The following is an 11,833-nucleotide window of genomic DNA, read 5'->3' as shown; positions in this document are numbered from 1 at the left end:
CCGTCTAGATGGGGTTGCACCTACTGAACTTTACGTCTAAATCCCGCGCCACGGTAATGCTGTGGTAGCTCAGTGGTAGAGCGCACCCTTGGTAAGGGTGAGGTCGGGAGTTCAATCCTCCCTCACAGCACCAGTTTCCCCCAATAACCGCATAGATGATGGTGTAAAAAGCCGCATACGCTTTGCCTGTCATTCATGCAGTTATGTTTCGCCACGAGCATCTCTTGCTTTGCCCTGCAAACAGACCAATGATCCCGCCAGAGAATGTTCATACGACAGAGGCGGAGAAACAAATGAGTGATTCCTTTTTTGAACCGGTGTCCGGTTTCGATTTGCCGCGATTTGCCGGGGTTCCGACGTTCATGCGTCTGCCTCATGTCCCTTTGGACGATCCGCGCCTTGCCGAGGTGCAGGTTGGTCTGATCGGCACACCTTGGGACAGCGGCACCACCAACCGTCCCGGCCCGCGCCATGGGCCGCGGCAGCTGCGCGATATGTCGACAATGATACGGGCCCAGAATGGCGCGACTCTTGTGCGCCCGTTCGAGATGGTGAACTGTGCCGATCTCGGGGATGTTGCCCCCAACCCTGCCGATCTCATGGCCAGTATGGATCGCATTACCGCCTTTTATGATGAAATTCTCGCCGCGGGCATCGTTCCGTTGACGGGCGGCGGCGACCATTTGTGCTCGCTTCCCATTTTGCGCGCGCTAGGTCGGAACACACCCTTGGGCATGATCCACTTCGACAGCCACACCGACCTGTTCGACAGCTATTTCGGGGGCACGAAGTTCACCCACGGCACCCCCTTTCGACGTGCCATCGAAGAAGGGCTTCTTGACCCGCAGAAGGTGATCCAGATCGGCATTCGCGGCACCGCTTATGACAGCGAAGACAGGGATTTTGCCGCGGCTGTTGGCGTTACGATCATTCCAATTGAAGAATTCCACGCACGCGGGCCCGAAGATGTCATGGTGCAAGCCCGCGAATTGGTGGGCGAAACACCGACTTATGTGTCGTATGATATCGACTTTGTTGATCCCGCCTTTGCCCCCGGTACAGGCACGCCCGAAGTGGGTGGCCCCAATTCGTATCAGGCGATGCTCGTCGCGCGCTTGCTTAAGGGGGTGAACATTGTCGGGGCAGATCTGGTCGAAGTCTCCCCACCGTTCGATGCGGCGGGTGGCACGGCCTATCTTGGTGTGTCGATCATGTTTGAAATGCTGTGCAACATCGCGACAAACATCGCCGGTAAATAGGGTCCCCTATTCGTCCGGAAGCAGATCAATGGTTGGCACCCACGGCTTGATATCCACAAGGGGGGTGCCATCGAAACAGTCGATTGCATCAATACCGACGTTGCCGCGATCCGGATCAAGCGATGTGATGCGCACAGAGGACATGGCAAGAGGATTGGGACGCAACGGAGAGCGCAGCGAAAACACACCTCTTGTTCCCTCTGAATGCCTCGGGCTTTGAACAATGATGTCGCGACGCGTTTCATGCATCCAATAGATCAACACGATTTGTTGCCCGACCTTTAGCCCGTTCAGCCCTTGAACAAGCCGCGGATCCAACTCGATCCACGCCTCGCAAGTGCGTTCTCTGGCTTTGCGTATGTTCGCGGGACAGTCGCCACGTTTCCATGGGGAACGGATGTGCCCGATGAACATAACACTCGCGTCGGTTTCGGTGGCGGGGTCAAAATCCAGTTCCACTTCGCCGGGTCGGGCTTCTAGATGTGTCACGTCGCGTCCTCGCTTGTGTCAAAAAGGGTTCAGCGGCGGCAAGCTGTTGCTGTCCTGCCGAAGTTCTTGCGCCGCGCGGCGCACCTTGCGGGCCGCAGCAAAGGCGGTGCCAACACGGGTCCAATCGGGTTTTCCAGCCTCGTTTTCAGAGAACTGTGCCGCACCCAAGGCCAAAAGGCTCTGTTCAAGCTCTTGGTCTGCGATACCGCCAACCGGCGCAAGCCGCATCGACCAGACAGCCAGCGCATTGCGCGTTGACGACAAATCCCGGCTTCCCATTGCCTGACCTACCAGCCGTGCAGCATATTTTTCGCTTTCTAGATAGCGGGCCTTGCGCTCGGCACGCCACGCAACAAGTGTCCCCCAGACATACCTACGGAAGACCACGAGTATCAGCGCAATGATCAGAACGAGGCCAATCAATACAATCCATTGCTGGCGACTGAGCAGAGGCGTGCGCGGCGCATCGGGCGCCTCAATCTGAAAACTCCGCCCCTCTGCAACAAGTGTTTCAACCGTGCCCGTTTTGGTATTGAACCACCGCAGGCTCACATCAGGAAGGGCAAGCGTTCCGCCATATTGCGCCACATATGTTGTGCTGTCCTGTCTTGATCCAGACAAGACACCGCGGTTCTCGGTTTCACGCACCGTGCCGTCTTTGGGATAGGCCTGTACAGACGGGTTTTCGAGTGTTTCGATCAACGGAGGAATGAACAGCGCCGAACTCCCGGTTATTTTCGCCTCAACGGTCCGGATAATGGCGTCGCCTTCATTCAAAATATCCTCAGGCCCTTCAAAGCTCTGATCCAGCGTCACATTTTCGGCCACAATCAAGGGGTCCAAATCCTCGGCACCTTCCGGAATTTCTGCCGTGAAGGAAACTGGCGGAAGTGCAACCGAAACCTTGATTGGTGACTGGTTTTCGGGATCCGCATAGGTCACTTCTATGGACTGCGACGGAAGACCAAAACTTCCCGCCGTCATCGGGTACATGCGATATGCCCGCGACACGCCAGACCAGGTTTCGGACTCAATTTTCTGGCTGGTCGGTCCCGAGGCACGCGACGGCAGACGCACGATCACATTCGGGATTTCAAACGACGGAAAAACCGGCGGAGAAGGAAGCCACGTCGGCACCAAAACAGTGACCCGCACAACAACGGGTTGTCCCACTGCGACAACTTCGGGATCCACCTCGACGGTGACGAGAGGTACATCCTGACTTTGCGCGAACAAAGCAAACGGCCAGATCAGCAAAAGAAGAACACCCAAAACTCTCATTGGTTGCCTCCTGACGCTTCGAGCAAAAAGCGGGATCGCAGAAAATCCCCCATTTCGGTATCCACCGAACGCATCCATTGTTCTGTGCTTTTGAAAACGGGCTTTTCTTCTTGCGAGAAATCCGTCTGTGTGTCGGCGCCGCGATCCGCCTCGTTGTCATAAACCACATCGTCGGCACCAATCCCGCTGTCTTCACCGGTATCACTGGCTTCGCGCGCGCTTTCTACATACTCGAGAACATATGTGGTCACTTCGAGGTTATGTTGCGCCTCGGGAAAGTCCGGCTGTAACTCCAGCGCTTTGGTATAGGCCGCAATCGCAGGCCGGTATTCTCTGTTTCGCGTGCGCGCCATGCCCTCGCCAAAGGCGGCTTCGGCCGTGTCCATCCGGCTATAGACATCTGCGGCCTCGGGATATTGGCCCGATTTGAACAGCGCCAATGCCCGCCACATGGGATCGAGAAACAGTTCCGCCGCGTCAGCATATTCCTTATTGTTGTAGGCCACCATGGCTTGCTGGTCGGGTGTCAGGAACCAATCGACCACATCTGCGCGGGCTGTATTCGGTGCAAACAAGTTGCCCAGCAATAACAGCGCCAAAGCCCAGCGCATCGTCCACCCCTGCCGGAACCACAGCAACAAGATCAACGCCGCAGGCCATGCAAAAACCCATCCCCGATCTTCCCAATCCAGCCGGTCATCGCCCAGAAGCGCCGCGCGATAGGCAGATTCGGCAGCACGTTCGATCTTGTTCAGATCACTTTCATCCGCCGTCAGCCGGATGACAGAGCTGCTGGCCATCTCTTCCAAAGCCCCCAAGGGTTCTGTTTCTGGCGCTGCAAACAACACAACAACAGGGGCGCCCCCTTCGGTTGGTTGCAGCGCTGCAAGATCCGCGCGGTCGATACTGTCCAGAACCAACAGAATTGTACCCGGCGTTTCGGTTTTGGAAAGCTCCGCACGTGCAAGTTCAAGAGCCGCCGTGACGTTGTTTCCATCGGACGGCATAACCTTGGGAGACAACCCATCAAGCATCGCTCGCAAAATGTTCGGATCTTCGGTCAATGGGGCCACGCGGTGGGCCGATCCCGCATAGGCAAACAATGCGGTCCGGGCACCTGCGCGCCGCTCGATCAGATCGAGCACTTTGAATTTTGCACGATCCAGACGGTTTGGCGGCAAATCGGGCGCTTCCATCGAGCGGCTAACTTCAAGTGCGACAGCCATTGATGCCGTCTGGGATAAAAACGGGTTCTCAACCCTGCTCCATGTTGGGCCGGCAGCGGCCAGTGTCATCAGGATCATTGAAAGAACGACACCGTCAATCGGTTGAAGGCGTTTTGTGCCAGTGCTGCCAACGGTCAATGCCTCGGCCAAATGCGGTGCGATTTTTTCACTTGTCGCGGCGCCGGCATTGCGCGGTTTGCGCACCCGATACCAAACCCACACAATCAAGGGCAAAGCCAGCAACCAAAGCGGTCTCAAAAAATGAAACACCGCAAGGATATCCAGAAGCGTCTGCATCACGCGCCCCTCCGACGGGTTTTGAAATGCAGCCATGCTGAAGTCAAAAAGGCGATCAGCATCGAAAGCCCGAATGCGATCCAGCCAAGGGGCTGGCGCGGCTGGAAAGTCACGGTTTCGGTGATACGCGGGTTAAGCGCCTCAATCTCGGCATAGATATTGGCCAGCCCTTCTTTGTCTTCGGCGTAGTAAAAGGCCCCGCCCCCTCGTTTTGCGACGTCTTCTAGCGCACCAAGATCAACTCGGTCATCGCCCGACCCAGAGGGATTGCCGACACCTATGGTGTAGATCGACACGCCTTCCTGCGCTGCAATTTCGGCGGCATTGACGGGGCTCATCATGCTGGACGTATCGGCCCCATCCGACAACAGCACCAAAAGACGCTGATCGACCTCACTACTTTCGAAGGTGCGAATGGAAAGACCAATGGCATCCCCTATCGCGGTGTCGGGTCCCGCCATGCCGACCTGGGTTTCATTCAAAAGCTCGGCTGTACTTTGCAGGTCTTCGGTAAAGGGGGTTTGAACATAAGCCTTGGTGCCAAGCACAATCAGACCAATCCGGTCCCCGTCTCTTTCCGAGATAAAATCGCCGACAACATCCTTGACCATTTGCAGTCTTTGAAGGGGCTTGCCGTCTGCGTCCCGCATATCGCGCGCATCCATTGATCCCGAGATATCCACGGCGAGCATCATGTCACGAGCCGCTTTTTCCATGTTGATTTTCTGGCCCAGCAACTCTGGGCGCGCGAGGCCCACCACCACCAGTCCCCAACACAGGATTGCCGCGATGGTCTGCAAACGCTGACGCATCAGAACCGACGCCCCATCGCGGGGCGATAGCCCCGTTGCCTCGGTGATTTCGCGGAAAAAAGGTATGCGAATGGCGGCGCTTTTGGTGTGATAGGGCGGCATAAAACGCCACACCAGATATGGCAGTGGCAGCAACAACAACGCGTATGGAAAAGCCAGAGACAACATCATGCAGCCCCTTCTGCTTGATGGGACTTCACCCAGACCTTGGCCAATGCCTGCAAACCGGGAACCTCTTCTGTCGCACCACTTTGATAGGGGGCCGCGATCATCTTGCGGCCGAGGTCACTGTCAAACCCACCTTGGGCACAGTTGCGATCCAGAAAACGCAGCCAATCCTGCCCTGCCAATCCGGCAACGGCTTCTCTTGAAAATCCGATTACGGCAGTGCGGCGCAGGATCTCGGCGATCCTCACCGGATCATCACCGGCATCGTTCAACGCGACAAGCGCTGCACGGCGATAGGCATTGGCACGATGGTGATCCCGCCACTTTAACCACCCCCAAAGCGCCAGCAGCCCCACAACCAACAGAAGGAAAAGCCAGCCTTGCGTTTGTGGCCACATCGAGATCGCTGCGGGTTCAGGAACGGGTTCGAGCATGTCGAGCAATTCAACAAGGTTCTTGCCCTCAAAGTCCTCTGGCGTCATCCGCGCCCCCTTGCGCCGAACAGGCTTAGCATCTGAGGCAGCGTTTCTTCCGCTGATGTAAGGGGCAGAACCGGAACGCCGTATTTGCGGCTCCAGTCAAGAACCCGACCGATCCGTTTGTCGAACAGGTCTGCGATTTGAACCCGCGTGTCTTCTTTGGCGGTATCCAGATCGACCTGAAGGCGACCGTCCGAGGCAATCAGGCGAAATTCATCCGGTAGATCACGTCCGGCCGGATCTGTGATAGGAAACGCCAGCACATCATTATGCTGTGTCAGACGCCGGATCAATTTATCGCTGCGCGCATCCACACCATGAAAATCGCTAAATATCAGGATCATCATTCCTGTCTTTGCGATACGTACTGCAGCCTCAAGCTGTTGGTTCAAGGACATGGGTTCCGGCACTTCCAACCCCGAATCCAAAAGACCATTCGCATCCGCCAGAACCGAGAGGAACCTGTTAAGGGCCACACCGCTTGCGCGTGGGGGCAACTCGGCTACGCGCGCGTCCCCGAAGATAAGCCCCCCGACACGGTCGCCTTGCAACCGCAGGCGCCAAGCCGCAAGCGCCGCTGCCTCTGCCGCCGTCACGGATTTCATATTGCGCGATGTTCCAAAGAACATGCTCATGCGCTGGTCCACCAAAAGCAACGCTGGCCGATCCCGTTCTTCGGTATAGACCCGCACATAGGGCTCGCCCGTGCGGGCGGTCACCTTCCAGTCAATGGTCCGGATGTCATCGCCGTGCTGGTAATTGCGCAATTCTTCAAAATTCAGGCCACGCCCGCGCAAACGCGATGCATGACGTCCGTTCAACGCCGAGCGGGCCGGCTGTTTCGGCAGAAACGAGATCGAGCGCGCGTGACGTTCAAACCCACGCAAATGCGCGAGATCCACACGAATGCGCGGATCGTCTGATTTGGTATGATCCCCGACGGTCATGACCCGCCTCAGGGCAGTGCGACGAGCGTCAGAATTCGGTCGATCACCTGTTCGCTGGTCATCCCGTCCCCCTGCGCCTCATAGCTTAGGGCGATCCGGTGTCGCAGAACGTCCGTCGCAATCGCCCGAACATCTTCCGGATCAACGTAATCGCGCTGCTTCAACCAGGCATGTGCCCTGCTGCTTTTGTCCAGACCAAGAGACGCACGCGGGGACGCCCCGATTTCGATCCAGCGCGCCAGATCGGCATCCAGCACCCCGGGTGTCCGCGTGGCCTGCACAATATCGGCAATGTAGCGGTCGATGGCTTCGGCCACGTGTATCTGGCCGATTTCGGCGCGCGCTTCGAACACGGCCTCTTGCGGGATCATGACAGGCTTGTCGCTTCCGTCTTTCTTTGGCGCATTCTTGCGTTGCTCTTCTCCACGGACCAGACGGATCACTTCGACCTCGTCTTCGACAGGCGGATACTCGATGACAACTTTCATCAGGAACCGGTCCATCTGGGCCTCGGGAAGGGGATAGGTGCCCTCTTGTTCAATCGGGTTCTGTGTTGCCATCACAATAAACAGCGGCGGCATTTTGTGCGTTGTCCCCGCAACCGTGACCTGCCGTTCTTCCATCGCTTCCAAGAGGGCTGCCTGAACTTTGGCGGGGGCGCGGTTGATTTCATCTGCCAAGACGATGTTGGCAAAAATCGGTCCGGGTTCGAACCGGAATTCCGCTGTCCCGCCGGCTTGGTGATAGACCTCTGTTCCCGTCACATCGGAGGGCAACAGGTCCGGAGTGAACTGGATGCGGCTGAAGTCTGCTTCCAGATTTGTCGACATCGCTTTGACCGCACGGGTTTTGGCCAGACCCGGCAAGCCTTCGAGCAACAGGTTACCGTTTGCCAGAAGCCCAATTACCAATCTTTCGATCACGTGCTTTTGTCCGATGATCGAGTCGCCCATACGCTCGGTCAACGAAATGATCTGTTCATGTGCAGTCATGAAACGGCCCCGTTACTGTGAAGTTGCGGGGAATATCGTGCCCCAGTCAGTTGCCATGTCAATGACCAGCCATCCGCGCTCTTCGGATTCGTCCAGACCACGATTGAGCACGCCAATATGCCCCTCACGGTCATACGCCCATTCCCGCTCGGCATCGGTGTGATGCACATAAAGGGCGAAACTCGGGCCTTCTCCGGATGTGGTGAATTCAAGCATTTGAAAATCACCGTCAGAGTTTCCACCCGCAAAAATCGGGCGCTTGCCGATGTGGTGCATGATGCCAACGGGTTTGCCCTCTTTGTCATCATTAAAGAACAGATCCGCGCCCTTCATAATCGTAGGCACCCCATCGATCACTTCGTATGTCGAGGTTGTCGAGCTTCCGACGATTTGTTGAGGCGGGATACCATAGACGTCTTCTGCGAAAACACGCATGAACTGAATACCACCACCCGAGACAATATATGTGCTGAAGTCTTCGTCACGCAGATAGCGCAGCAATTCCAGCATGGGCTGATAGACCATCTCGTCATAGGAACGCCCCGTTTTCGGGTGGCGTGCGGTATCCAGCCAAATCGCGACGGCCTCGTTGAATTGATCCAAAGACATATTGGCATGTGACGCCGCGAGGATTTCCAGAAGCCCCGTCTTCCCCAGCGCCAATGCCGCTTCATAGTCGCGTGCCGCCGCGGCCTTGAGTGCATCCGTCGATGCAAAAGACGGATCATCTTTGGCGCGTCGGGCGACATCTTCGACTGCAAAGATCAGTTGAAAATACAGGGGCTGTTCGGCCCAAAGCGTACCATCGTTGTCAAATGTCGCGATCCGGTCCGCAGGCGTAACATAGTCAGGAGAGGCCGGGTCCGTCACGGTTTCGACAAAGGAAATGATCCGGGATTTAGCATCGGTGTCATTCCAAGATGGAAGCGGGTCGGCGAATGCGCCGGAAACCGTGAATATCAAAGCACCGGTCAACATCGACATTAAAGCGGATTTATGGGGAAACATTATGTGCTCCAGTATCACAGAAAAACTTGCTGTCAGTTTAACGTAAATGCCGCCCCGCAAAAAGTTGAGGGGCGGCACATAATTATGTGGTGGGATTACTTGGACCCGATCTGGCTATAGATCTTGTCTTTGGCATCCCCGATTGTGAAGCTTCCGGGCTTCTGACGTGGTGGGAATTCCTCAAACGTAGCCAGGAATTTCGATGTGTACTCTGCAGCTGGAAGCAGCAGGTAAACGCGGTCCAGATACCAGTCCCAATATGTGTTCGATGTAATGTTCGAACGCTCATAGGGATCACGACGCAGGTTGAACAACAGCGGAATACGCAGCTCTGTCCAAGGCTCGGCCCAGGCACGCAGTGTCTGTGGATAGCGGTGCTCCAGGAAAACGGCCTTCCAGTCGTCATAGCGCAGCGCGGTCAGGTCACCGTCATCAGAGAAGTAGAAAATCTCGTGACGCGGACCAGAGTCTGCTTCGCCAGTCAGATATGGCAGGAAATTGTAGCCATCCAGGTGTACTTTGTACTCGCGACCGATCGCTTGTACGCCACCCTCAAGAAGCTGTTCCTTGATGTCCGGGTTACCGGCGGCTGCAACATAAGTTGGCAACCAGTCCATGTGGTGCATGATTTCGTTGCTGATCGAACCAGCTTCGATTTTACCAGGCCAACGCACCATCGACGGCACGCGCCAGCCACCTTCCCAGTTGGTGTTCTTTTCACCACGGAACGGTGTCATTGCGGCATCAGGCCAGCTGTTCATGTGAGGACCGTTGTCGGTCGAATAGTGAACGATGGTGTTGTCAGCGATGCCCAACTCGTCCAGCAGATCAAGGAACTGACCGATGTGCAGGTCATGCTCGACCATGCCCGCCTGATACTCGTCCAGATGTCTTCCGGCCAGTTCATCGGCTTTCAGGCGCATCTCGTCTTTGACGTGCGTACGGAAGTGCATCCGTGTACCCGACCACCAAACAAACCATGGAACGCCAGCTTCTTCTTGGCGTTTGATGAAGTCGATCGCCGCCGCAGCGGTTTCGTCATCAACAGTTTCCATGCGTTTCTTGGTCAGAGGACCAGTGTCTTCGATCGTGCCATCAGCAGATGACTTGATCACGCCACGCGGGCCAAAACGCTCGCGGAACTCAGGGTTCTGCGGATAGTCTTCGTTCTCGGGCTCTTCTTCAGCATTAAGGTGATAGAGGTTGCCAAAAAACTCGTCAAAGCCGTGGTTGGTGGGCAGCATTTCATCGCGGTCACCCAGGTGGTTCTTGCCGAACTGACCTGTGGCATACCCTTGCGCCTTGAGCAAACCCGCAATGGTTGGGTCTTCGATCTGCATACCTTCTTTGGCACCCGGCATCCCGACTTTGGAAAGACCTGTACGGAACACCGACTGGCCCATGATGAAGGACGAGCGACCCGCGGTACAGGACTGTTCACCATAGTAGTCAGTGAAGATCATGCCTTCTTTGGCAACACGGTCGATATTCGGAGTTTGATACCCCATCATACCCATCGTGTAGGCCGAAATGTTTGACTGGCCGATATCATCGCCCCAGATCACAAGTATGTTTGGCTGTTCAGTTTCCGCCGAGACGGGCAGCGCCAGCATCACACCGGCAATGATGCCGCCTGACACGCCTCTCAAGCTGGAAACTAAAGATGTAAATCGTGGATTCATCGGAAACCTTCCCTGTAGAAAAAACAATCTCGTACAAAACGAGAGTAACACCACTTTGCATTCTGGCAAGTTTCGGTTGAGCGCAGCGGTTCCGATGTGTATGCATCGGGCGACTGATCGCCGCATGCCATTTTATGCCATTTTCCGGATTTTTGCTTTTTGACCAATACCTTTATACCCATGACGAACGCCCGTGGCATGGGCCCTCTTCCCGCTTTGGTTGAAGAAATGGGCGGCAGCTTTCTGCTCCACCGGGTGTTTGCGCGCGCCGGATTGCCTCTTGCCCTGATCGACAATCAGGATTCACAAATCCCCATGCAGCAGATGATTTCGCTGTTTACACATGCGAGCGTTGAATTGGGGGACAGGCTGTTCGGGTTGCGCGTGGGGCAGTCGATGACACCCGGTTCTTATGGGCTTTGGACCAACTACGCCACAGAAGCGCCCACTCTTTACGAGGCTATCTATCGCCTGCACAAAACACGTGGCGTGCATCAGAATATGGGCGCCATGCGGGTTCATACCCAAAACCAGCATGCGATCTGGACATACGAACATCCAATGATGAGAGAGGCAGACGGTCGTGTTCATGCCGACCACATCCTTCCCGTCATGCTGAGTATTGTCCGGCTTTATCTCGGAAGTGACTGGCAACCGGACTGGGTCCAGTTTTTCTATCCCCAAGACAAGAATACGCGAGGTCTGTCCGAAACGCTGAACTGTGAATGCCGGTATGGTGGACACGGGGTTGCGGTGGCCATCCCCCGCGACCTTCTGTGGAAGCCCCGCAAAATAGCGCTTGGTCGCCCGCTGACGAAAACCGATGTTTTTGCCGAGGCCAGTGCCCGTGATAAAAACGCCGGCATCGAGTCTCTTGAAGGCGTGGCAAGCATGCGGCTTCTGGATGGGCAGACCGACATTTCCGGTATGGCCGAGATCGTTGGCTGCAGCACCCGAAGCCTGCAACGGGAACTCGAAGGTATGGGGCTGACCTACCGAAAACTGCTGGACCGCGTCCGGTATAAAAAGTCGTCGAGCCTGCTCAGGGAAACCGATTTATCAATTACCGAGGTGGCGTTTCAAATCGGCTACAGCGATCCCGCGCATTTCAGCCGCGCCTTCAAACGCTGGACAGGGCGCTCTCCTCAGGCGTACCGGCGCTAGGCCCGCCAAAAGGTCCACATCAAGTTCTA

The 11,833-nt window shown here is 56.1% G+C and carries 11 protein-coding genes and 1 tRNA gene; 3 read left to right on the top strand and 9 right to left on the bottom strand.

What is annotated here, in order from left to right:
* Positions 1-58 precede the first annotated feature (58 nt).
* Both PH7735_RS01270 and speB read left to right on the top strand, forming a co-directional pair.
* Positions 59-133, top strand: a tRNA-Thr gene (locus tag PH7735_RS01270).
* Positions 134-293: 160 nt separating this feature from the next.
* Positions 294-1,259: an agmatinase gene (gene speB, locus PH7735_RS01265; RefSeq protein WP_058309528.1), complete on the top strand. Its 966-nt coding sequence runs from the start codon at positions 294-296 to the stop codon at positions 1,257-1,259.
* Between the two features lie 6 nt (positions 1,260-1,265).
* Here speB and PH7735_RS01260 read toward each other — a convergent pair whose 3' ends face one another.
* The 9 genes from PH7735_RS01260 to PH7735_RS01220 form a co-directional block, all read right to left on the bottom strand.
* Positions 1,266-1,748: an SAM-dependent methyltransferase gene (locus tag PH7735_RS01260; protein WP_058309527.1), complete on the bottom strand. Its 483-nt coding sequence runs from the start codon at positions 1,746-1,748 to the stop codon at positions 1,266-1,268.
* 18 nt (positions 1,749-1,766) lie between these two features.
* On the bottom strand, positions 1,767-3,029 hold the full coding sequence (locus tag PH7735_RS01255) for a BatD family protein (protein WP_058309526.1): 1,263 nt from the start codon (positions 3,027-3,029) through the stop codon (positions 1,767-1,769).
* Positions 3,026-4,588 (bottom strand): vWA domain-containing protein, encoded by a 1,563-nt coding sequence (locus PH7735_RS01250; RefSeq protein WP_233488254.1) that lies wholly within the window; start codon positions 4,586-4,588, stop codon positions 3,026-3,028. The genes PH7735_RS01255 and PH7735_RS01250 overlap by 4 nt, the downstream gene beginning before the upstream one ends.
* The gene (locus tag PH7735_RS01245) at positions 4,552-5,535 is read right to left on the bottom strand and encodes a VWA domain-containing protein (protein WP_233488253.1); all 984 of its coding nucleotides are present in this window, start codon (positions 5,533-5,535) and stop codon (positions 4,552-4,554) included. Before PH7735_RS01245 ends, PH7735_RS01250 begins: the two co-directional genes overlap by 37 nt.
* Positions 5,532-6,014, bottom strand: coding sequence for a DUF4381 domain-containing protein (locus tag PH7735_RS01240; protein WP_058309524.1), 483 nt, complete (start codon positions 6,012-6,014; stop codon positions 5,532-5,534). Before PH7735_RS01240 ends, PH7735_RS01245 begins: the two co-directional genes overlap by 4 nt.
* The gene (locus PH7735_RS01235) at positions 6,011-6,958 is read right to left on the bottom strand and encodes a DUF58 domain-containing protein (RefSeq protein ID WP_058309523.1); all 948 of its coding nucleotides are present in this window, start codon (positions 6,956-6,958) and stop codon (positions 6,011-6,013) included. The genes PH7735_RS01240 and PH7735_RS01235 overlap by 4 nt, the downstream gene beginning before the upstream one ends.
* 8 nt (positions 6,959-6,966) lie before the next feature.
* Positions 6,967-7,950, bottom strand: a complete 984-nt coding sequence (locus PH7735_RS01230) for an AAA family ATPase (protein ID WP_058309522.1) — start codon at positions 7,948-7,950, stop codon at positions 6,967-6,969.
* 12 nt (positions 7,951-7,962) lie between these two features.
* A complete protein-coding gene (locus PH7735_RS01225) occupies positions 7,963-8,958 on the bottom strand; it encodes an HAD family hydrolase (RefSeq protein WP_233488252.1) in 996 nt (331 codons plus the stop codon).
* 95 nt (positions 8,959-9,053) lie between these two features.
* Positions 9,054-10,571 (bottom strand): arylsulfatase, encoded by a 1,518-nt coding sequence (locus tag PH7735_RS01220; RefSeq protein WP_199534979.1) that lies wholly within the window; start codon positions 10,569-10,571, stop codon positions 9,054-9,056.
* A 267-nt stretch (positions 10,572-10,838) separates the two neighbouring features.
* On the opposite strand from PH7735_RS01220, the gene PH7735_RS01215 reads away from it, so the two are divergent.
* Positions 10,839-11,804, top strand: coding sequence for a helix-turn-helix domain-containing protein (locus PH7735_RS01215; RefSeq protein ID WP_158503158.1), 966 nt, complete (start codon positions 10,839-10,841; stop codon positions 11,802-11,804).
* Positions 11,805-11,833: the final 29 nt, after the last annotated feature.

Origin of the sequence: Shimia thalassica (genome assembly GCF_001458215.1) — a bacterium.
GTDB lineage: Bacteria > Pseudomonadota > Alphaproteobacteria > Rhodobacterales > Rhodobacteraceae > Shimia > Shimia thalassica.
The sequence above is the reverse complement of the archived record's forward strand: the minus strand, read 5'-3'. Positions and strand labels throughout refer to the sequence as shown.

What these genes read in the sequence shown, in the direction of transcription:
- speB (WP_058309528.1), top strand. Translation starts at nt 294, where the DNA reads ATGAGTGATTCCTTTTTTGAACCGGTGTCCGGTTTCGATTTGCCGCGA.
- PH7735_RS01255 (WP_058309526.1), bottom strand. Translation starts at nt 3,029, where the DNA reads ATGAGAGTTTTGGGTGTTCTTCTTTTGCTGATCTGGCCGTTTGCTTTG.
- PH7735_RS01250 (WP_233488254.1), bottom strand. Translation starts at nt 4,588, where the DNA reads ATGGCTGCATTTCAAAACCCGTCGGAGGGGCGCGTGATGCAGACGCTT.
- PH7735_RS01245 (WP_233488253.1), bottom strand. Translation starts at nt 5,535, where the DNA reads ATGATGTTGTCTCTGGCTTTTCCATACGCGTTGTTGTTGCTGCCACTG.
- PH7735_RS01240 (WP_058309524.1), bottom strand. Translation starts at nt 6,014, where the DNA reads ATGACGCCAGAGGACTTTGAGGGCAAGAACCTTGTTGAATTGCTCGAC.
- PH7735_RS01235 (WP_058309523.1), bottom strand. Translation starts at nt 6,958, where the DNA reads ATGACCGTCGGGGATCATACCAAATCAGACGATCCGCGCATTCGTGTG.
- PH7735_RS01230 (WP_058309522.1), bottom strand. Translation starts at nt 7,950, where the DNA reads ATGACTGCACATGAACAGATCATTTCGTTGACCGAGCGTATGGGCGAC.
- PH7735_RS01225 (WP_233488252.1), bottom strand. Translation starts at nt 8,958, where the DNA reads ATGTTTCCCCATAAATCCGCTTTAATGTCGATGTTGACCGGTGCTTTG.
- PH7735_RS01220 (WP_199534979.1), bottom strand. Translation starts at nt 10,571, where the DNA reads ATGCTGGCGCTGCCCGTCTCGGCGGAAACTGAACAGCCAAACATACTT.
- PH7735_RS01215 (WP_158503158.1), top strand. Translation starts at nt 10,839, where the DNA reads ATGGGCCCTCTTCCCGCTTTGGTTGAAGAAATGGGCGGCAGCTTTCTG.